Below are 19,689 nucleotides of genomic sequence, written 5' to 3' on the forward strand. Positions count from 1 at the left end.
CGAAAGGCCGAAAATCGCACTTTTGGGGCCAAATTTGCCGATCAGAGAAAGGCCGGTTCGTCGAACGACCTCAGTTTCCGGCTGTGAAGCCGCTCAAGCGGCATGGTCCGCAACGTCTCCATGGCGCGGATTCCGATCCGCAGGTGGCGGGTCACCTGCGTGGTGTAGAACTCCGATGCCATTCCGGGCAGCTTCAGCTCGCCATGCAGAGGCTTGTCGGACACGCACAGCAGCGTGCCGTAGGGCACGCGGAAGCGATAGCCGTTGGCGGCGATGGTGGCGCTTTCCATGTCCAGCGCGATGGCGCGCGACTGCGACAGCCGCTTGACCGGGCCGGACTGGTCGCGCAGCTCCCAGTTGCGGTTGTCGATGGTGGCCACGGTGCCGGTGCGCATGATGCGCTTGAGCTCGTAGCCGTCGAGTTCGGTCACCTGCGCCACCGCCTGTTCCAGCGCGATCTGGACCTCTGCCAGCGCCGGGATCGGCGTCCAGACCGGCAGGTCGTCGTCCAGGACGTGATCCTCGCGCAGATAGGCGTGGGCCAGGACGAAATCCCCCAGCCGCTGGCTGTTGCGCAGCCCGGCGCAGTGGCCGACCATCAGCCAGGCATGGGGCCGCAGCACGGCAATGTGGTCGGTGGCGGTCTTGGCGTTTGAGGGACCGACGCCGATATTGACCAGGCTGATGCCGCCGCCATCGGGCCGCTTGAGGTGATAGCTGGGCATCTGCGGAAGTTTCTGCCCGTCCGGCAGGGCCTCTGCAGGGTCGGTGATCTCGGCATTGCCGGGTCCGACGAAGGAGGTATAGCCGGAATCGGGATCGGCCAGCGCGGCGCGGGCGTAGGACTCGAATTCGTCCACATAGAACTGGTAGTTCGTGAACAGCACGAAATTCTGGAAATGGGCCGGGTCGGTGGCGGTGTAGTGGGCCAGCCGGGCCAGCGAATAGTCGATGCGCTGGGCGGTGAACAGGGCCAGCGGGCCGCAGCCGTCTTCAGGCCGGTGGGTGCCGTTGACGATGTCGTCGTCCATGGTGGACAGGTCCGGCACGTCGAACACGTCGCGCAGGGTGAACCCCGCCGCGCCGTCCTGCGGCACCACCAGCTCGGGCTGGGCGGCAACGGCGAAATGCAGGGGCATCGGCGTGGTCGAGGGGCCGATGGTGACCGGCTGGCCGTGATTGCGGATCAGCAGTCCGATCTGATCGGTCAGGTAGCCGCGGAACAGGTCGGGCCGGGTGACGGTGGTGGCATAGGTGCCCGGTGCCGAGACATGACCGAAGCTCAGCCGCGTATCCACCTGCGCGAAGGTCGAGGTGGTCAGGCGGATCTCGGGGTAGAAGGCGCGGATCCGGCCCGGCGGCGGGCCTGCGCGCATGGTGTGGGAAAAGCCGGCGCAAAGGTGCCGGGTGGCCGCCGAATAGAGCGCTTCCAGCCGCGCTACCGCCGCGGCCGGGTCGGTGAAGCTTTCCGGCGGGGGGGTATCGGGAACTCGGATATCCGTCATTCCGGCAGGTCCAGCAGGGGGATCTTCCGAAACCGGCGCACGTCGATCAGGCCCTTGTCCGAGATCCTGAGCTCGGGGATCACCACCAGCGCCAGCAGCGTGTGCTGCATGTAGGCGTTGTTGAGTTCGCACCCGCTCTCGCGCATCGCCTGCACCAGACGCTCGGCGCTGGCCGCCACCTGCGCGGCCGGTGCATCGGACATCAGCCCGGCGATGGGCAGCTCCACCAGGGCCACCTCCTGCCCGTCGCGCCACAGGGTGACGCCGCCGCCGACCTCGGCCAGCCGGTTCGCGGCCAGCGCCATCTGCGCCCGGTCGGTGCCCACCACGATCATGTGGTGGCTGTCATGGGCGACCGTGCTGGCCATTGCCATGCGCCCCGTGTAACCGAAGCCCGAGACGAAGCCGTTGGTCACGCCGCCCGTGCCCCGGTGGCGCTCGACCAGCGCGATCTGGCAGATGTCGCCCTGCGCCTCGACCAGCCCGTCGCGCACCGGCAGATCGGCCTTCAGCGCCTTCGTCGGCGCCTGGTTTTCGATGACGCCGATCACGTTGGCGCGCACGCTGTTTGCACCCTCGGGGGCGCGGATCTCGAAATCGCGCGGGCCGAGCGCATGGCCCAGGTGCACCGTGTTGCGCACCCGGTCGGGCCAGGCGTAATGCGGGCAGTCCACCAGCACCCTGCCGTCCTGCGCAACCACCTGCCCGCGGGCGATCACCACCTCGATCGGCAGTTCGCGCAGGTCGGAGGTCAGGATCACGTCGGCCCGCCGCCCCGGCGCGATCGAGCCCAGCTCGCGCTCCAGCCCGAAATGGGTGGCGGTGTTGAGGGTGGCCATCTGCAGCGCCACCAGCGGGTCGCAGCCGCAGTCGATGGCGTGGCGCACCACCCGGTTCATGTGCCCGTCATTCACCAGCGTGCCGGAATGGCAGTCATCGGTGCAGAGGATGAAATTGCGCGGATCAAGCCCCCTCCGGGTCACCGCGGTGATCTGGGACTCGACATCATGCCAGGCGCTGCCCAGCCGCATCATCGACCGCATCCCCAGCCGCGCCCGGGCGATGGCGTCGGCCTCGCAGGTGCCTTCGTGATCGTCCGCCGGCCCGCCGGCCACATAGGCGGCAAAGGGCTGCCCCAGATCGGGCGAGGCATAATGCCCGCCCACGGTCTTGCCGGCGCGCTGGGTGGCGGCGATCTCGGCCAGCATCTTCGGATCGGCCGCGGCCACGCCGGGAAAGTTCATCATCTCGCCCAGCCCCACGATGCCGGGCCAGCCCATCGCCTCGGCCACGTCCTCGGGGGTGATCTCGTGGCCGGTGGTTTCCAGCCCCGGCGCCGACGGCGCGCAGGAGGGCATCTGGGTGAAGATGTTGATCGGCTGCAGGGCGGCCTCGTCATGCATCATCCGCACGCCCTCCAGCCCCAGCACATTGGCGATCTCGTGCGGGTCGGTGAAGATCGTGGTGGTGCCGTGGGGAATGATGGCGCGGGCGAACTCGGCCGGGGTGAGCATTCCCGACTCGATATGCATGTGGGCATCGCACAGCCCCGGGATCATGTAGCGCCCGCCCGCCTCGACAATGCTGGTTCCGGGTCCGATGCAATATCCCGCATCGGGCACCACGCAGGCAATACGCCCGCCGGCAATGGCAATGTCGTGGCCGGGCAGACATTCGCGCGTGTGCACGTTGACCCAGACGCCGCCGCAGATCACCATGTCGGCGTGTTCGCGCCCGGCGGCAACGGCGATCAGGCGTGGGGCGAGGGCGGGCCAGTCGGGAAAACTCTTGATGCTCATGCCCCGATTGTGCGCCAATGCGCGCCCGGCGCAAGCGGCTTTTCCCGTCACGCGGCGGCACTTCCCCGGCTTCCTCTTCCTCTTGCCCCAAATACTCCGGGGGAGTCGCGGCACGCCGCGACGGGGGCAGAGCCCCCGCCACCCCGGGCATTCCGTTCCCGCCGGAAGGGTCGGGCGGAAGATTGCCTTGTGCGCATCCGGCCCCGGCTCCATATAGGCGAGTGTCGCTACAGGAGGTCGCCCATGAACAAAGAGGAATTCCCCGGCTGGCACGGCACGACGATCATCGCCGTCCGCAAGGGCGGCGAGGTGGTGGTTGCCGGTGACGGCCAGGTATCGCTGGGCCAGACCGTCATCAAGGGCTCGGCGCGCAAGGTGCGCCGCCTCAACCCCGGCGGACACGAGGTCGTGGCCGGGTTTGCCGGATCGACGGCAGATGCCTTCACCCTCCTCGAACGCCTCGAATCGCGACTCGAGGCCGCGCCGGGGCAGCTGGCCCGCGCCTGCGTCGAACTGGCCAAGGACTGGCGAACCGACAAGTATCTGCGCAATCTGGAGGCGATGCTGATCGTCACCGACGGCGCCGACATGTTCGTCATCACCGGCGCCGGAGACGTGCTGGAGCCCGAACATGACGTGGCGGCCATCGGCTCGGGCGGAAACTACGCGCTGGCCGCGGCGCGGGCGATGATGAACGGGCATGGCGACGCCGAACAGATCGCCCGCCGCGCCATGGCCATTGCCGCCGACATCTGCGTCTATACCAATGGCAACCTGACGGTGGAGAAGATTTCCCGATGACCGACCTGACCCCGCGCGAGATCGTCTCCGAGCTCGACCGCTTCATCATCGGCCAGAAGGACGCCAAGCGCGCCGTCGCGGTGGCCCTGCGCAACCGCTGGCGGCGCAAGCAGTTGCCCGACGACCTGCGCGACGAGGTCTACCCCAAGAACATCCTGATGATCGGCCCCACCGGCGTCGGCAAGACCGAGATCAGCCGCCGCCTTGCCCGCCTTGCCCGCGCGCCCTTCATCAAGGTCGAGGCCACCAAGTTCACCGAGGTGGGCTATGTCGGCCGCGACGTGGAGCAGATCATCCGCGACCTTGCCGATAGCGCCATCGCCCAGACCCGTGAATGGATGCGCGAAGAGGTCCGCGCCCGCGCCGAAGCTGCCGCCGAAGAGCGGGTGATCGAGGCCATCGCCGGCAAGGACGCGCGCGAATCCACGCGCGAGATGTTCCGCCGCAAGCTGAAGGCGGGCGAGCTGGACGACACAGTGATCGAGCTGGACGTGACCGACAGTTCCAGCCCGATGCCGATGTTCGACATTCCCGGCCAGCCCGGCGCCAGCATGGGAATGCTGAACCTGGGCGATCTGTTCGGCAAGGCCTTCGGCGGCCGCACGGTGCGTCGGCGCATGACCGTGGCCGAAAGCCACGACATCCTCGTGGGCGAAGAGGCCGACAAGCTGCTGGACGACGAAACCGTGACCCGTACCGCGCTGGAGGCAGTGGAGCAGAACGGAATCGTGTTCCTTGACGAGATCGACAAGGTCTGCGCCCGGGCCGAAACCCGCGGCGGTGATGTCTCGCGCGAAGGCGTGCAGCGCGACCTGCTGCCGTTGATCGAGGGCACCACCGTGTCCACCAAATACGGCCCCGTGAAGACCGACCACATCCTGTTCATCGCCTCGGGCGCGTTCCACATCGCCAAGCCCTCTGATCTGCTGCCCGAACTGCAGGGGCGCCTGCCGATCCGGGTCGAGCTGCGGGCGCTGACGGAAGAGGATTTCGTGCGCATCCTGACCGAGACCGACAATGCACTGACCCGCCAGTACAAGGCCTTGCTGGGCACCGAATCGGTCGCGGTCGATTTCACCGATGACGGCATCAGGGCGCTGGCGCGCATCGCCGCCGAAGTGAACCGGGCGGTGGAAAACATCGGGGCCCGGCGCCTCTACACGGTGATGGAACGGGTGTTCGAGGAACTGTCCTTCACCGCTCCCGACCGCGCCGGCGAGAAGGTGACCGTTGACGCCGCCTTCGTGGATGCCAATCTGGGCGAACTTACCCGGTCCTCGGACCTTGGCCGTTACATGCTCTGACTCCGATCGCAGGGCCCTGACAGGAGCAGTTGCCGATGAAGCTGATATCCGCCGCCGCCTCTCCCTTCGTGCGCAAGGTGCGCGTGGTGCTGCGCGAAACCGGGCTGGTGCAGGATGTGGAAGAGCTGCAAGTGACCACCTCGCCCTTGGCGACGGCGCAGCAGGCGCAGGCGGCGAACCCGCTGGGCAAGATCCCGGCATTGATTCGCGAGGACGGGCGGGCGATATACGACAGTCGCGTGATCACCCGGTTCCTCGACCACCGCGCCGGGGCGGGGCTCTATCCCGAGGACCGGATCTGGGACGTTCTGACGCTGGAGGCATTGGCGGACGGTATCATGGACGCTGCCGTGCTGATCACCTACGAGGGCCGGCTTCGTCCCGCCGACAGGCAGTCGCCGGAATGGGTCGGGGCGCAGTGGGAAAAGGTGGCGCGGGGGGTCGCGCATGTGAACGCCGGCTGGATGGATCACCTTTCCGGCCCGATCGATGCCGGCCAGATCGCGCTTGCATGCGCCCTGGGCTATCTGGATTTCCGGCATGACGCCCGGAACTGGCGCCGGGGCAACGACGCCCTGGCGGCGTGGTTCGCGACATTCGATTCGCGCCCGAGCATGGTTGAAACGCGCCCCGGCGATGCCTGACGGGGCCCTTCGGGCCAACCGTTCACATTCTGTTGTTGGAATGCATGTGGCCAGGCGGGCACAAGCGCGGCCATTTGCGACACCCTGCGCGAGTTTGACCGCTGGACGAAAGGCCCGCGTCCCGTTAGATAGCCGCCTTGAAGACGCCGCGCCGAGCGCGGCGCGTTCGCATGTTTGCCCGCCACGGGCGCTGGAAACGGAGAAAACCTCGTGTCCCACGCAGAAGACCACGAAGGCACCCGGAGGGATTTCCTCTACTACGCCACTGCTGGCGCCGGTGTCGTGACCGCAGGGGCTGTCATCTGGCCCCTGATCAACCAGATGAATCCTTCGGCGGATGTTCAGGCGCTCGCGTCGATCCGCGTCGATGTCAGCGGTGTCGAACCGGGCACGCAGCTGACCGTGAAGTGGCGCGGCAAGCCGGTGTTCATCCGCCGCCGCACCCCCGAAGAGATCGAGGCCGCGCGCAATACGCCGCTGGACGATCTGGTCGATACGGACGCAGAGAATGCCAACAAGCCCGGCGCCCCGGCCACGGATGAAAACCGGGCGCTGACCGAAGACGGCGAGTGGCTGGTGATGATCGGCGTCTGCACCCACCTGGGCTGCGTGCCGCTGGGGGATGGTGCCGGCGATTTCGGCGGCTGGTTCTGCCCCTGTCACGGGTCGCACTACGACACCGCAGGCCGTATCCGCAAGGGTCCGGCGCCGCGCAACCTGGACATCCCGGTTGCCGCGTTCGTCGATGAAACCACGATCAAGCTCGGCTGAGGGGGACTCGAGATGGCCGGTATTCCGCACGATCACTACGAGCCCAGGACGGGCTTTGAAAAATGGCTTCACGAACGTCTTCCGATCGTGAGCCTCATCTATGACACGATCATGATCCCGACGCCGAAGAACCTCAACTGGTGGTGGATCTTCGGTATCGTTCTTGCCTTCGCGCTGGTGCTGCAGATCGTCACCGGCGTGATCCTGGCGATGCACTACACGCCGAACGTGGATCTCGCCTTCGCCAGCGTCGAGCACATCATGCGCAACGTCAGGGGCGGCTACATGCTGCGCTATGTGCATGCCAACGGCGCGTCGCTGTTCTTCTTTGCCGTCTATGTCCACATCTTCCGCGGCCTCTACTACGGGTCCTACAAGTCGCCGCGGGAAGTGACCTGGATCATCGGCATGCTGATCTACCTGGTGATGATGGGCACCGCCTTCATGGGCTACGTGCTGCCCTGGGGGCAGATGTCGTTCTGGGGCGCCACGGTGATCACCGGGCTGTTCGGTGCGATCCCGCTGATCGGCGAGCCGATCCAGACCTGGCTGCTGGGCGGACCGGCGGTGGGCAACCCGACGCTGAACCGGTTCTTCTCGTTGCACTACCTGCTGCCGTTCATCATCGCGGCGCTGGTGGTGGTGCATATCTGGGCCTTCCACACCACCGGCAACAACAACCCCGCCGGGGTCGAGGTGCGGCGCGGCTCGAAGGAAGAGGCCGAGAAGGACACCCTGCCGTTCTGGCCCTATTTCGTCATCAAGGACCTGTTCGCGCTGGGCGTGGTGCTGATCGTGTTCTGGGCGGTGGTCGGCTTCATGCCGAACTTCCTGGGCGAGGCCGACAACTACATCGAGGCCAACCCGCTGATGACCCCGCCCGAGATCGTGCCGGAATGGTACTTCCTGCCCTTCTACGCGATCCTGCGGGCGTTCACCGCGGATGTCTGGGTGGTCCAGTTCGCGTCCTTCATCACCGGGGGCATCGTGGACGCCAAGTTCTTCGGCGTGATCGCCATGTTCGGCGCCATCGTGGTGCTGGCACTGGTGCCGTGGCTTGACACCTCGTCGGTGCGTTCGGGCAAGTACCGGCCGATGTTCAGGTGGTGGTTCTACCTGCTGGTCATCGACTTTGTCGTGCTGATGTGGTGCGGCAGCCGTCCGCCGGAGGGCATCGTTCCGGCACTGTCGCTGATCGGTTCGGCCTACTGGTTCGCCTACTTCCTCGTGATCCTGCCGATCCTCGGCGTCATCGAGAAGCCCGAGCCGATTCCGGCGACCATCGAGGAAGACTTCAACGCCCATTACGGCAAGCAGGAAGCGGCCGAGTGATGGAAAGGACAGGTTTCAAGATGATCAGGAAACTCGCACTCACTGCCGCTGCCGCCCTGGTTCTGACCGGGACCGGGGTATCGGCCAATCCGGAAATCGAGGTCGAAGATGTCGATTTCTCGTTCGAGGGTCCGTTCGGCACCTACGACCAGCAGCAGCTGCAGCGCGGCCTGCAGATCTACACCGAGGTCTGCGCCTCCTGCCATGGTCTGAAATTCGTGCCGATCCGCACGCTGGGCGACGAGGGCGGTCCCGGCCTCGCCGAGGAGGCGGTTCGCGCCTATGCCGAACAGTTCGAGGTCTACGATCGCGAACTGGACGACACGCGACCGGCCAAGCCGTCCGACCATTTCCCGGAATCGTCGCTGGACAACGCGCCCGACCTGAGCCTGATGGCCAAGGCGCGCAAGGGGTTCACCGGGCCCAACGGGCTGCTCATCAACCCGCTCTTCAAGGGGCAGGGCGGGCCGGAATACATCTACTCGATTCTCACCGGCTATACCGGCGAGGAGAAGGAAGTGGCCGGTTCGACCTTCTACGAGAACAAGGCCTTCCCCAGCGGCTGGATCGCCATGCCTCCGCCGCTGGTCGGGGAGGACGTGGAGTTCGCCGACGGCAGCTCCAACGAGCTTGAGAAGGAAGCCGAGGACATCGCCGCCTTCCTGATGTGGACGGCCGAGCCGAAGATGATGGCCCGCAAGCAGGCCGGCTTTGTCGGCGTGCTGATGCTGGTTGTTCTCACGTCTCTTCTCTACCTGACCAACAAGCGCCTGTGGGCGCCAGTCAAGGGGAAGAAGAAGAGCGCCTGACCTTCCGCGGCGTCAGTAGCGGTTGAAGGAAGCCCCGCGGTCCATTCGGGCCGCGGGATTTTCACGCGCGTGCGTCGGAGGGGGCGCTGCCCCCTCGGCCCTTGCGGGCCTCACCCCCGGAGTATTTCAGGCAAGAGGAAGGGGGCGGGTCAGGCCGTGAGGCGGGTTCCGTCGGTCCCGCGGATGCGCGCGGTGACGATCGTGGATTGGGGTTGCGGGGTGGCGAATACCACCTCGGCGAACTGTTCGGTGCGCCCGATGGTATCGCTTTCCATCAGGACTCGGTGAGTCCGGCCGATCTGAGCGGCAAGGTGGCCTTGCACGCGGGCCTTGCCGGCGGCGCGCAGGCGGGCAGCGCGGGCCTTGATGGTCTTGCCCTCGACCTGCGGCATCCGGGCGGCGGGGGTGCCCTGGCGCGGCGAATAGGGGAAGACGTGCAGCCAGGTGAGATTGCATTCCTCGACCAGTTTCAGGGTGTTCTCGAAATGCGCGTCGGTTTCGGTCGGAAAGCCGGCGATCAGGTCGGCGCCGAAGGTGATGTCGGGGCGCAGCCTTCGTGCCTCTTCGGTGAAGCGGATCGCGTCTTCGCGGGAGTGGCGCCGTTTCATCCGTTTCAGGATCAGGTTGTCGCCATGTTGCAATGACAGGTGCAGGTGCGGCATGAGGCGGGGTTCGGTGGCGATGGCCTGCATCAGGGCTTCATCGGCCTCGATCGAATCGATTGAAGAGATGCGCAGGCGCGGCAGGTCGGGGATAAGCCTGAGGATGCGCTGCACCAGGTTTCCCAGCCGTGGGCGGGCGGGCAGATCGGCGCCCCAGCTGGTCAGGTCCACCCCGGTCAGCACCACCTCGTTGTAGCCGCGGTCGGTCAGGCGCTTGATCTGTTCGACGATCACCCCGGCCGGCACGCTGCGGGAATTGCCGCGCCCGTAGGGGATGATGCAGAAGGTGCAGCGGTGGTCGCAGCCGTTCTGCACCTGCACATAGGCGCGCGAGCGGGTTCCGAAACCGTCGATCAGGTGGCCGGCGGTTTCGGAGACCGACATGATGTCGTCCACGCGCACCGGTTCGCAATCGCCGATGAGGCCGGCGGCCAGGTCGCGCCAGGTTTCGGGCCGCATCTTTTCGGCATTGCCGATGACCGCATCGACCTCGTCCATCCTGGCGAAGGTTTCGGGTTCGGTCTGCGCCGCGCAGCCGGTGACGATCAGCCGGGCCGTCGGGTGTTCGCGGCGCAGGCGGCGGATTTCCTGGCGGGCCTTGCGCACGGCCTCGGCGGTGACCGCGCAGGTGTTCACGATCACGGTGTCTTCCAGCCCCGCGGCGGCAGTCATGGCCTTCATCGCCTCGGTTTCATAGGCGTTGAGGCGACAGCCCAGCGTGGTGAATCGCGGGGCGGTAGTCATGCGGCGACCCCGGCCAGGAACTGTGCCGTCAGCGTACCGGAGAAGACATGCGCGGTCGGGCCGGTCATCCAGACCCCGTCCTCGCGCCAGTCGATCCACAATGTTCCCCCGTCGAGGTCGACCCGCACCTTGCGCCCGGTCAGGCCGCGGCGTGCGGCGGCCACCGCCGTGGCGCAGGAGGAGGAACCCGAGGCCAGCGTAACGCCCGTGCCGCGCTCCCATACCCGCATGCGGATATGGTCGTGCCCAACGATCCGGGCCACCTGCACGTTGGTGCGCTGCGGAAACAGCGGGTGGGTTTCGATACGCGGGCCGAAGCTTTCCAGCGGCACGGCCTCGGGGTCTTCCACGAAGAAGGTGCAATGGGGGTTGCCCATGCCGGTTGCAGTCGGGGCGCCGTCAATGGGCAGTTCAAGCGTATCCAAAGGTTCGGACAGGGGGATTTCGTCCCAGCGCAGCTTGGGCGGCCCCATGTTGACCGCTGTCAGCCCGTTGCCCGCGTCGCGCGCCACAAGCTGGCCATGATCGGTGGAAAGGCGCAGCTCGGTCTTTCCCGTTTCATCCATCAGGAAGCGGGCGATGCAGCGGGTGGCGTTGCCGCAGGCGGCCGATCTGGACCCGTCGGCGTTGTAAAAGGTCAGGTGCGCGTCGCCCGAGCCGGCAGAGATGATCGCAAGCTGGTCGAACCCGATCCCGAAATGCCGGTCGGCCATGGCCGAGGCCAGTCGCGGCGTGATCTGAATCGCCCGTTCGCGGGCATCCACAACGACGAAATCGTTGCCAAGCCCGTGCATCTTCATGAAGGACAGTCCTGGGGGCGTCTGAGCGGTCATGGGGCGCATATAGCGCCGGTGCCGGGGCGAATCCACCCGCGCCCGATTTTTCGTCATTTTTGGCTTGACCCTCTGGGCAGGCTTTCTTAGTTAGGCCGCCTAAACGGGGTACACGGACAGGGTACTCCGGTTCCGTTCGGGGCCTGTTTCCACGGGTCGGGCGGGCGAAGTGGGCCGTTAGCTCAGTTGGTAGAGCAACTGACTTTTAATCAGTGGGTCGCAGGTTCGAATCCTGCACGGCTCACCACTTCTTCTTCAAGGGAAACACCGCCCCGCCGCGCAGTTCACATGGCGTGGGGCGGGGTCGTCCCTATATGCCATAGCCCCAGGACGGAAACCGGCCCAGGTGCATCTCGATCCCGCGCACACCGGGCACGTTCTCGATGGCGACCCGAACCGCCTTTTCGACGAAATCGCTGTCGGCCACGCCCCAGACGCTTACCTGCCCGTTTTCGACGGTGTAGTTGACCAGGTTGACCTGTGCGCCGGGAACCTCGGCCAGTGCGGCGGCGATCGCCTGCCGCAGTTCCTCGTCCGAGGGAGAGGACGGGGGAAGCGCATCCTCGCCGACATGGGCCAGCGCCTGCAGAAGATTGGCCCGGGAAACGATACCGACAACCTTTCCGTCCCGGAGCACCGGCACGCGCTTGATCCGCCGCTTTTCGAGGGTCCGGGCGATTTCGCCGACCGGCGTGTTTTCCGTCACCGTCACCACGTTGCGGGTCATCACGTCGCCGACGCGATGGCTGCGCGCCTTGAGGTATTCCTCGGCTTCGCCATCGAGATCGGCGAGAAATTCCAGCCACCAGCTTTGGCGCTTGCTGCCGCTGTCGCGAAGCCGGCGCATCAGGTCGCCTTCGCTGATCAGCCCGACAAGCAGATCGTCCTTGCCCACCACGGGCAGGGCGCTGACATGGTGGTCGAGCATCAGGCGAACCGCCTTTTCGACCGTGTCTTCCGGCCGGACGGTGACGACGGCGGTGGTCATGATATCCTTGGCTTGCATGGTGAACTCCTTCTCTTTGGCAGGGTCTGGCAAATTGTTCTCATCCATCTTCCGGGTCGGTGCCCATCCGGCCCGCAAGGGCGCAGGGCGCATGGCGGCATGTCCGGGCGGGCATGATCGGGCCGGTTTCCCGCGGCGCCATCATGCCGGGCGCCGGGATCACCCGCGGATCGGGGCGATTTCGAACACGATGAAAGCCGAAACACCGAACAGGAGTTTCGAGGTGAAGCTGACGATCAGCGGCACCGCCGTCACGAAGGCCGGGCTGATCACGGGAAGCAGCACGAGGAAATTGAAAGCCCAGACCGCTGCCAGCGCGCCGACAATGACCGCGAATTCCCAGTGCCACCTGCGAAACCGGATGGGCAGCCGCCTTGCCGCCGTCACCACGAGAATGCCGAGCAGGCCGGCGAGGGCCATATGGACGGCTACGCCCAGCGGCACGGCGGCGTAACGTCCGGCTGCGCCGACGGCTTCGGCAACTCCCCTTGCGACCCGGGCGGCGTCGGCCCCCGCTCCCGCCGAATAGGCCGTGATCCACAGGATTTCGGCCAGCCCGCCCGCGAATCCGGCGAGAAGGCCAAAAGTCAGAGCGCTCCGCGCATTGCCCATGGAACGGGCCGCAGCACGGGCATTTTCCGGGTTGGGATACATCCTGGCTTCTCCTTGTCTGCGGTTGCAACGACTTGCAGTGCCCGGCGGCCATTCGGGCGTCGGGCTGCGGTTGCCGGAGGATGACTCCGGCCAGGGGCGCAGAGCGGGAAATCAGGCCGGTGCCGGTCCGGTCGCTATCCGTGGCCGCCGCAGCAGCCGTGCTGGCGGTCTTTCGGCGATTCCTTGTGCCGGCCGCCACAACACCCCGAATGTTCGCCGGAGTGTCGCCTTGCCGCTCCGCTGCCACAACAATCCTTACCACGAGCGTCGTTCTCCGTCGTGCCGGTGGTCGGTTCTTCCTGCCTGACCGGCCGAGTCATGCGAATCCTGTTGCCGAAAAGTTTCATTCCTGTCCTCCTGTCGGGCCCTGCTGACCCGATTGATGGAATCGATGTCCGGGCCCGCCCGCGTCTCGCCGTCGCGCCCGCAGGGGCACCGGCCCCGGCCGGCCCCGATGCTGCGGTTCTCCGCATCTTCGGGTCCGGGCGGCCGATGTTCCCGTCACAAGGGACGCTCCTCGCGCCGAGACGTTACAGAACGTCGGGTCGCGATGCCCTCATGTCGGCCGTTCGGGCGACGGGGGGCCGATTTGCGGAGGCTGGATCGTTCAGGCGGTCGTGTGATCGCAGTGGCTGCCGGAAACCGGGTTTTCGCATCCGGAAGGCGTGCACGAGCAATCGTCGAAACCATCGGAACAGCAACTGCCGCAATGTGCCAGAAGTCGTTCGCGCAGCGCGGTGCGGGCCCGGTGCAGCCGCACCGCAAGGGCGCCCCGGGACAGGCCCAGCTCGGCGGCGACGCTGGCCCGGTCTTCCTCGGCCATGTCGATCCTCTGGATCAGCTCGGCGTCGGAGGCCCGAAGCTGCGGCACGAGTCCCTGCACGCAGTTGCAGACATGGGCCATCGTCTCGGCGGCGTCGGGTTCCGGCTCGGCGAGTTGCAGTTCGTGGCCGAAGGCCCGGCCCAGCCGGACGTGCCGGCCGATCTTGCGGAAGTGGTCGTTCAGAACCGAATGAAGTATGGAGTAGAGCCAGGATTCCAGTCTCCGGGCATCGCGCAGCTGGCCCTTGCGCGCCAAGACGCGCAGGCAGAATTCCTGCAGGACATCTTCGGCGTCGGCGCGGTTGCCGAGGCGCCGGGCGAGGAAGCCCAGAAATGCTTCGCGCCTGGCGATCAGCGCAAGATCGGTGGCGTCGTTGCCGTCTCGGGTGGCGGATCGCCCGGATCCGCGCCCTGCCTCGACCGAACCTGAAATCATTCGTGGCACTCCGGAAAATTGCGTGGTGCGAAGATATTCACCCCCAACGGGCAGAGCAGGACACTCGCGCGAAGATGTGTGGCGCACAATGACCCAGATCAAGGCCGAGGGGCAGTTCACCGCGTGCAGCCGCCGATGCCGCCGATGTTGACAGCGCGCAGGCCGGAAACTACGACTCGCACTCACGCAGGGGAGTCCCGCCCAGGGGACTGAGAGGCTGACGGCGCGGCATCGACCGTGCGGCGAAGCGACCCTTTGAACCTGACCCAGTTGATACTGGCGTAGGAAGCACATCGAAGAGCGCTCCGCTGGCGGAGTCCGATCTTCGGGCCACATGGGCCACTTTCTGCCTCATCGTTCAACGTCGGGTCTTTTTGAGTGAACGCTTGAGGAGAACCCAGATGAATCGTCCTTCCCCCTCGGTCACCGTCGGTGCACTGCCGGCATCCGAAAAAATCCATCTGCCGGGAAAGCTGTACCCCGATATCCGGGTGCCCATGCGCCGGATCGCGTTGCATCCAACCGCCGGAGAGCTGCCGGTGATCGTCTATGACAGCTCCGGCCCCTATACGGATCCGAAGGCGGAAATCGACATTCGCAAGGGGTTGGCCCCGCTGCGCCGGGGCTGGATCGAGGCCCGAGGCGACGTGGAACCCCACGCGGGCCGCCCGGTGCAACCGGCGGACAACGGCTTTGCCGAAGGGGCGCGGCTGGTGCCGGAATTTCCGCTGCGGCGGCAACCGCTGCGCGCCCGGCAGGGACAGGCGGTGACCCAGATGGCCTATGCCCGCGCCGGCATCGTCACGCCCGAAATGGAGTTCGTGGCGATCCGCGAAAACCTGGGGCGCGAGGCCATGCGCGAGGCGGCGGCCCGCGACGGCCGGGACTGGGGCGCGGCCATTCCCGATTACGTGACGCCCGAGTTCGTACGCGAGGAAATCGCCCGCGGCCGCGCCATCATCCCGGCCAACATCAACCACCCCGAGGCCGAACCGATGATCATCGGGCGAAATTTCCTGGTGAAGATCAATGCCAACATGGGCACATCGGCGGTGACGTCCTCGATGGAGGAAGAGGTGGACAAGATGGTCTGGGCCATCCGCTGGGGCGCGGATACGGTGATGGACCTGTCCACCGGGCGCAACATCCACAACACCCGTGAATGGATCATCCGCAACGCGCCGGTCCCGATCGGTACCGTGCCGCTCTACCAGGCGCTGGAAAAGGTCGGGGGCGTGGTCGAAGACCTCGACTGGGAGGTCTTCCGCGACACCCTGATCGAACAGGCCGAACAGGGGGTGGACTATTTCACAATCCATGCCGGCGTGCGGTTGCACATGATCCCGATGACCGTGGATCGGGTGACCGGCATAGTCAGTCGCGGCGGTTCGATCATGGCGAAATGGTGTCTGCATCACCACCGCGAAAGCTTTCTTTACGAGCATTTCGAGGAAATCTGCGACATCGCCCGTGCCCATGACGTGAGCTTCTCGCTGGGTGACGGGCTGCGTCCCGGCTCGGTCGCCGATGCCAACGACAAGGCCCAGTTCGCCGAGCTGGAAACCCTGGGCGAACTGACCGAAATCGCCTGGGCGAAGGATTGCCAGGTGATGATCGAGGGGCCCGGTCACGTGGCCATGCACAAGATCAAGGCCAACATGGACAAGCAGCTTGAAACCTGCGGCGAGGCGCCCTTCTACACGTTGGGGCCGCTGACCACCGACATCGCGCCGGGATACGACCACATCACCAGCGCCATCGGGGCCGCGATGATCGGCTGGTACGGGACCGCGATGCTTTGCTACGTCACCCCCAAGGAGCATCTCGGCCTGCCCGACCGCGACGACGTGAAGACCGGGGTGATCACCTACAAGATCGCCGCCCATGCCGCCGACCTTGCCAAGGGGCACCCCGGCGCGCAACTGCGTGACGATGCCCTCAGCCGCGCCCGGTTCGAGTTCCGCTGGGAAGATCAGTTCAACCTTTCCCTCGATCCCGAAACCGCGCGCCGGTTCCACGACCAGACCCTGCCGAAGGCGGCGCACAAGGTGGCCCATTTCTGCTCCATGTGCGGGCCGAAATTCTGTTCCATGCAGATATCGCAGGACATCCGCGCGCATGCGCAGAAGGAGGGGATGCAGGCGATGGCCGAGAAGTTCCGTGAAGCCGGCGCCCTCTACCTGCCTGTCGGGGAGGTGGAATGATGGAATTTTCCGTTTTGGGCGCGGGCGTGGCGGGCCTGTGCTGTGCGACGGTCCTGGCCGAACGCGGGCATGAGGTCGAGGTGATCGACACCGATCCTGCCCCGCGCGGCGCATCATGGTATGCCGGCGGGATGCTGGCCCCCTTCTGCGAGGCCGAAATCGCCCCGCCCGAGGTTCTGCGGCTGGGGCGTGGGGCGGTGGACTGGTGGGCGGCGCGGGTGCCTGGCGTGGCGCGCCGCGGCACGCTGGTGGTGGCTCCGGCGCGCGACCGGGCGGAACTGGCCCGCTTTGCTGCCCGCACGGAAGGGCACCGCCGGCTGGACCGCGAGGCAATCGCCACGCTCGAACCCGATCTCGCGGGGCGGTTCGACGCGGCGCTGTTCTTCTCCGAAGAGGCTTTCCTCGATCCCCGCCGCGCCATGGAGGCGCTGGCCGAAAACCTGCGCGCCCGTGGCGTGCCGCTGCTGCTGGGCTGCGATACGGTGCCGCGCGGGCGGGTCATCGACTGCCGCGGCCTTGCCGCCCGTGACGACCTGCCGAACCTGCGTGCCGTGCGGGGCGAGATGCTGATGGTCCGGTCGCGGGACGTGGCGCTGACCCGCACCGTCCGCCTGCTGCACCCGCGGTTTCCCGCCTATGTGGTGCCGCGCGGCGAGGGGCGCTTTCTGGTCGGCGCGACGATGATCGAATCCGACGACGACGGCCCGATCACGGTCCGCTCGACGGTGGAACTGCTTTCGGCGCTCCACACGCTGCACCCGGCCTTCGCCGAGGCGGCCGTGATCGAAACCGGCGCAGGTCTGCGCCCGGCCTTCCCCGACAACCTGCCGGCCATCCATCACGGCCCGGACCGCGTTTTCGTGAACGGCTTCTACCGCCACGGTTTCCTGATGGCCCCGGCCATGGCCGAACGGCTGGCGCGACAGGTCAGCAACCGCCACGCCCCCGATGCGATACAGGGTGTTTCGGCATGAAACTGGTGATCAACGGCCGACCGCGCGAGGCCCGCTCGACAACGCTTTCGGCGCTGGTCGAGGAATTCGGTTTTCAGGCCGCCTGCGTGGCCACGGCGCTGAACGGAGAATTCGTGCCGCGTGACGCGCGCGACCGGACAGAACTGAGCCCCGGCGACAGGGTCGAGGTTCTGGCCCCCATGCAGGGAGGGTGAGATGCGCCTTTACGATACCGAGATCGCCTCGCGCCTGCTTCTGGGGACGGCACGCTATCCCTCGCCGGCGATCCTGGCCGAGGCCATCGCTGCCTCGGGCACGCGGATTGTCACCGTCTCGTTGCGGCGCGAGGGCGGGGGAGGCGCCGATTTTCATGCGCTGGTGGCGCGGACGGGCTGCCGGATCCTGCCCAACACCGCCGGCTGTCATTCCGTCAAGGAGGCCGTCACCACCGCCCGCATGGCGCGCGAGCTGTTCGGCACGCGCTGGATCAAGCTCGAGGTGATCGGCCATTGCGACAGCCTGCAACCGGATGTCTTCGCCCTGGTCGAGGCGGCAGAGATCCTCTGCGCCGAAGGGTTCGAGGTGTTCCCCTACACCACCGAGGACCTTTCCGTGGGCGAGCGCCTCCTGGCGGCGGGCTGCAGGGTGTTGATGCCCTGGGGCGCGCCGATCGGCTCGGGGCAGGGTTTGCGCAACCCGGAGGCGCTGCGTTCCATGCGGGCGCATTTCGCGGATGTGCCGTTGATCGTTGACGCGGGGATCGGAGCGCCCAGCCACGCCGCGCAGGCGATGGAGCTGGGCTTTGACGCGGTGCTGCTGAACACCGCCATTGCCGGGGCCGGCGATCCGGTGGCGATGGCCCGCGCCTTCGCCCGCGCGGTCGAGGCCGGGCACGAGGCCCATGCCGCCGGGCTGATGCCCCAGCGCGACATGGCTGTTCCCTCGACCCCGCTGATCGGTCTGGCAGAGCTGTCGTGATGCTGGATCGGTTCTACCTGATCGTCGGCGACGCGGACTGGCTGGAAAGGCTGGTTCCGCTTGGCGTGCGCCTGGTGCAGCTGCGGCTCAAGGACATGGCAACGGAGGAGATGCGCGGCCACATCGCCCGCGGCATGGAATGCTGTGCCCGTCATCGGGCGCGACTGGTCGTCAACGATCACTGGCAGCTGGCCATCGAGGCGGGGGCGGATTTCGTCCATCTCGGGCAGGGGGATCTTGACGGTGCCGACCTGGCCGCCCTGCGGCGCGCCGGCATCCGCATCGGGATCAGCACCCATGACGAGGCCGAACTCGACCGTGCGCTGTCCTGCGATCCGGCCTATGTGGCGCTTGGCCCGATCTGGCCGACCCGGCTCAAGAAGATGCCCTGGGCGCCGCAGGGGCCTGGCCGCCTGCGGGAATGGAAGGCACGCATCGGGGCGCTGCCGCTGGTGGCGATCGGCGGGCTGACGCCCGACCGCCTGCCCTGCGTGTTTGCCGCCGGAGCCGACAGTGCGGCCGTCGTCACCGATATTGCTTGTGCAGAAAACCCCGAGAAAAGGGTTCGGGAATGGATAAGGGCGACGGGCAGACGCGGATTCTTCTGATTGCCGGGACCGACGGCAGCGCCGGTGCCGGGCTGTTCCGCGACCAGCGCGTGGCCCTCGAACTGGGGGTTGAATGTGCCTTCGCCGTCACCGGCGTGACGGCGCAGACCGATGCAGGGGTGAGGGACATCGCCCTTCTTTCCCCGCAGATCGTTTCGGCCCAGATCGAGGCGGCGTTCGAAAGCGGACCGGTCGATGCGATCAAGATCGGGATGCTGGGCAATGCGGGGATCGTGGCGGCGGTTGCCGATGCCCTCGGGGCGGTGGCCTGCCCCGTCGTGCTCGATCCGGTCCTGCAAAGCACCTCGGGTGCCGAACTGCTGGACGGGGCGGGGGTGGAGGTGATGCTACGAGACCTGTTGCCGCTGGTTCGGGTCGTGACGCCCAACCTGCCCGAGTTCGAGCGCCTCACCGGATCCGCAGGCAGGACGGCGACAGCGCACGAGCGCGCCGGCATGTTGCTGGGCGCAGGTGCCGGGGCGGTTCTGGTGAAGGGCGGGCATGGATCGGGGCCGCTTTGCATCGATGTCCTGCATGACCGGGGCGGGGCGACCCGGTACCCTTCGCCCCGCTGGACCCGTGGGCGGCGGGGAACGGGCTGCACGCTGTCAACCGCGATTGCATGCTTTCTCGGGCAGGGGATGGACCTCCCGTCGGCGGTCGAAAGGGCGAAGGACTACACCGCCCGATGGATCTCGGCCCCAGAGGCGGGGGTTGGCGAGGCCGCCGCCGTGGCGATGGAGGGGCGTGACAAAGCGCGTGACAAGGGACATGATTCGGGGTCCGGTATCGGCGGATGATGTCTCGGGGCACCCGGCAGCCCC

At 66.8% G+C, this 19,689-nt stretch carries 19 protein-coding genes and 1 tRNA gene; 13 read left to right on the forward strand and 7 right to left on the reverse strand.

Annotated features, from left to right (window positions below):
* Window positions 1-41: 41 nt before the first annotated feature.
* Window positions 42-1,505, reverse strand: coding sequence for an AMP nucleosidase (locus tag ACZ5CM_RS01455; RefSeq protein ID WP_464640619.1), 1,464 nt, complete (start codon window positions 1,503-1,505; stop codon window positions 42-44).
* Window positions 1,502-3,304: an adenine deaminase gene (locus ACZ5CM_RS01460; protein ID WP_464640621.1), complete on the reverse strand. Its 1,803-nt coding sequence runs from the start codon at window positions 3,302-3,304 to the stop codon at window positions 1,502-1,504. The genes ACZ5CM_RS01455 and ACZ5CM_RS01460 overlap by 4 nt, the downstream gene beginning before the upstream one ends.
* A gap of 243 nt (window positions 3,305-3,547) precedes the next feature.
* Here ACZ5CM_RS01460 and hslV point away from each other — a divergent pair, with 243 nt between their 5' ends.
* From hslV to ACZ5CM_RS01490, 6 genes are all read left to right on the forward strand, one after another.
* Window positions 3,548-4,105 carry an ATP-dependent protease subunit HslV gene (gene hslV, locus ACZ5CM_RS01465; RefSeq protein WP_464640623.1) on the forward strand — a complete coding sequence of 186 codons (558 nt, stop codon included), beginning with the start codon at window positions 3,548-3,550 and terminating at the stop codon, window positions 4,103-4,105.
* Entirely contained in the window at window positions 4,102-5,409 is a 1,308-nt protein-coding gene (gene hslU / locus ACZ5CM_RS01470; protein ID WP_464640625.1) for an ATP-dependent protease ATPase subunit HslU, read from the forward strand. Before hslV ends, hslU begins: the two co-directional genes overlap by 4 nt.
* Window positions 5,410-5,444: 35 nt before the next feature.
* Window positions 5,445-6,053, forward strand: a complete 609-nt coding sequence (locus ACZ5CM_RS01475) for a glutathione S-transferase (RefSeq protein WP_464640627.1) — start codon at window positions 5,445-5,447, stop codon at window positions 6,051-6,053.
* Window positions 6,054-6,263: 210 nt separating this feature from the next.
* Window positions 6,264-6,824 carry a ubiquinol-cytochrome c reductase iron-sulfur subunit gene (gene petA, locus ACZ5CM_RS01480; RefSeq protein ID WP_464640629.1) on the forward strand — a complete coding sequence of 187 codons (561 nt, stop codon included), beginning with the start codon at window positions 6,264-6,266 and terminating at the stop codon, window positions 6,822-6,824.
* 12 nt (window positions 6,825-6,836) lie between these two features.
* Complete coding sequence (gene petB, locus ACZ5CM_RS01485) at window positions 6,837-8,156, forward strand: cytochrome b (protein WP_464640631.1); 1,320 nt, start codon at window positions 6,837-6,839, stop codon at window positions 8,154-8,156.
* 20 nt (window positions 8,157-8,176) lie between these two features.
* The gene (locus ACZ5CM_RS01490; RefSeq protein ID WP_464640633.1) at window positions 8,177-8,965 is read left to right on the forward strand and encodes a cytochrome c1; all 789 of its coding nucleotides are present in this window, start codon (window positions 8,177-8,179) and stop codon (window positions 8,963-8,965) included.
* A 149-nt stretch (window positions 8,966-9,114) separates the two neighbouring features.
* On the opposite strand, the gene mtaB is transcribed toward ACZ5CM_RS01490, so the two are convergent.
* On the reverse strand, window positions 9,115-10,371 hold the full coding sequence (gene mtaB / locus ACZ5CM_RS01495; protein WP_464640635.1) for a tRNA (N(6)-L-threonylcarbamoyladenosine(37)-C(2))-methylthiotransferase MtaB: 1,257 nt from the start codon (window positions 10,369-10,371) through the stop codon (window positions 9,115-9,117).
* The gene (dapF, locus tag ACZ5CM_RS01500; RefSeq protein WP_464642454.1) at window positions 10,368-11,213 is read right to left on the reverse strand and encodes a diaminopimelate epimerase; all 846 of its coding nucleotides are present in this window, start codon (window positions 11,211-11,213) and stop codon (window positions 10,368-10,370) included. Before dapF ends, mtaB begins: the two co-directional genes overlap by 4 nt.
* 162 nt (window positions 11,214-11,375) lie before the next feature.
* Here dapF and ACZ5CM_RS01505 point away from each other — a divergent pair.
* Window positions 11,376-11,451: transfer RNA gene (locus ACZ5CM_RS01505), tRNA-Lys, on the forward strand.
* A 63-nt stretch (window positions 11,452-11,514) separates the two neighbouring features.
* On the opposite strand, the gene ACZ5CM_RS01510 is transcribed toward ACZ5CM_RS01505, so the two are convergent.
* The 3 genes from ACZ5CM_RS01510 to ACZ5CM_RS01520 form a co-directional block, all read right to left on the reverse strand.
* The gene (locus ACZ5CM_RS01510; protein ID WP_464640637.1) at window positions 11,515-12,210 is read right to left on the reverse strand and encodes a CBS domain-containing protein; all 696 of its coding nucleotides are present in this window, start codon (window positions 12,208-12,210) and stop codon (window positions 11,515-11,517) included.
* Between the two features lie 159 nt (window positions 12,211-12,369).
* Window positions 12,370-12,864 carry a hypothetical protein gene (locus ACZ5CM_RS01515; protein ID WP_464640639.1) on the reverse strand — a complete coding sequence of 165 codons (495 nt, stop codon included), beginning with the start codon at window positions 12,862-12,864 and terminating at the stop codon, window positions 12,370-12,372.
* 607 nt (window positions 12,865-13,471) lie between these two features.
* Complete coding sequence (locus ACZ5CM_RS01520) at window positions 13,472-14,122, reverse strand: RNA polymerase sigma factor (protein WP_464640641.1); 651 nt, start codon at window positions 14,120-14,122, stop codon at window positions 13,472-13,474.
* A 401-nt stretch (window positions 14,123-14,523) separates the two neighbouring features.
* Here ACZ5CM_RS01520 and thiC point away from each other — a divergent pair, with 401 nt between their 5' ends.
* The 6 genes from thiC to ACZ5CM_RS01550 are packed head-to-tail and all read left to right on the forward strand — an operon-like array spanning window position 14,524 to window position 19,665.
* Window positions 14,524-16,326 carry a phosphomethylpyrimidine synthase ThiC gene (gene thiC / locus ACZ5CM_RS01525; protein WP_464640643.1) on the forward strand — a complete coding sequence of 601 codons (1,803 nt, stop codon included), beginning with the start codon at window positions 14,524-14,526 and terminating at the stop codon, window positions 16,324-16,326.
* Window positions 16,323-17,300, forward strand: a complete 978-nt coding sequence (gene thiO, locus ACZ5CM_RS01530) for a glycine oxidase ThiO (protein ID WP_464640644.1) — start codon at window positions 16,323-16,325, stop codon at window positions 17,298-17,300. Before thiC ends, thiO begins: the two co-directional genes overlap by 4 nt.
* Window positions 17,297-17,494 (forward strand): sulfur carrier protein ThiS, encoded by a 198-nt coding sequence (thiS, locus tag ACZ5CM_RS01535; RefSeq protein ID WP_464640646.1) that lies wholly within the window; start codon window positions 17,297-17,299, stop codon window positions 17,492-17,494. Before thiO ends, thiS begins: the two co-directional genes overlap by 4 nt.
* A gap of 1 nt (window position 17,495) precedes the next feature.
* Window positions 17,496-18,257, forward strand: coding sequence for a thiazole synthase (locus tag ACZ5CM_RS01540; RefSeq protein WP_464640648.1), 762 nt, complete (start codon window positions 17,496-17,498; stop codon window positions 18,255-18,257).
* Window positions 18,258-18,259: 2 nt separating this feature from the next.
* A complete protein-coding gene (locus tag ACZ5CM_RS01545) occupies window positions 18,260-18,865 on the forward strand; it encodes a thiamine phosphate synthase (RefSeq protein WP_464642456.1) in 606 nt (201 codons plus the stop codon).
* Window positions 18,829-19,665: a hydroxymethylpyrimidine/phosphomethylpyrimidine kinase gene (locus ACZ5CM_RS01550; protein WP_464640650.1), complete on the forward strand. Its 837-nt coding sequence runs from the start codon at window positions 18,829-18,831 to the stop codon at window positions 19,663-19,665. The genes ACZ5CM_RS01545 and ACZ5CM_RS01550 overlap by 37 nt, the downstream gene beginning before the upstream one ends.
* The last annotated feature ends 24 nt before the right edge of the window (window positions 19,666-19,689 follow it).

This window comes from Piezobacter thermophilus (assembly GCF_055386745.1).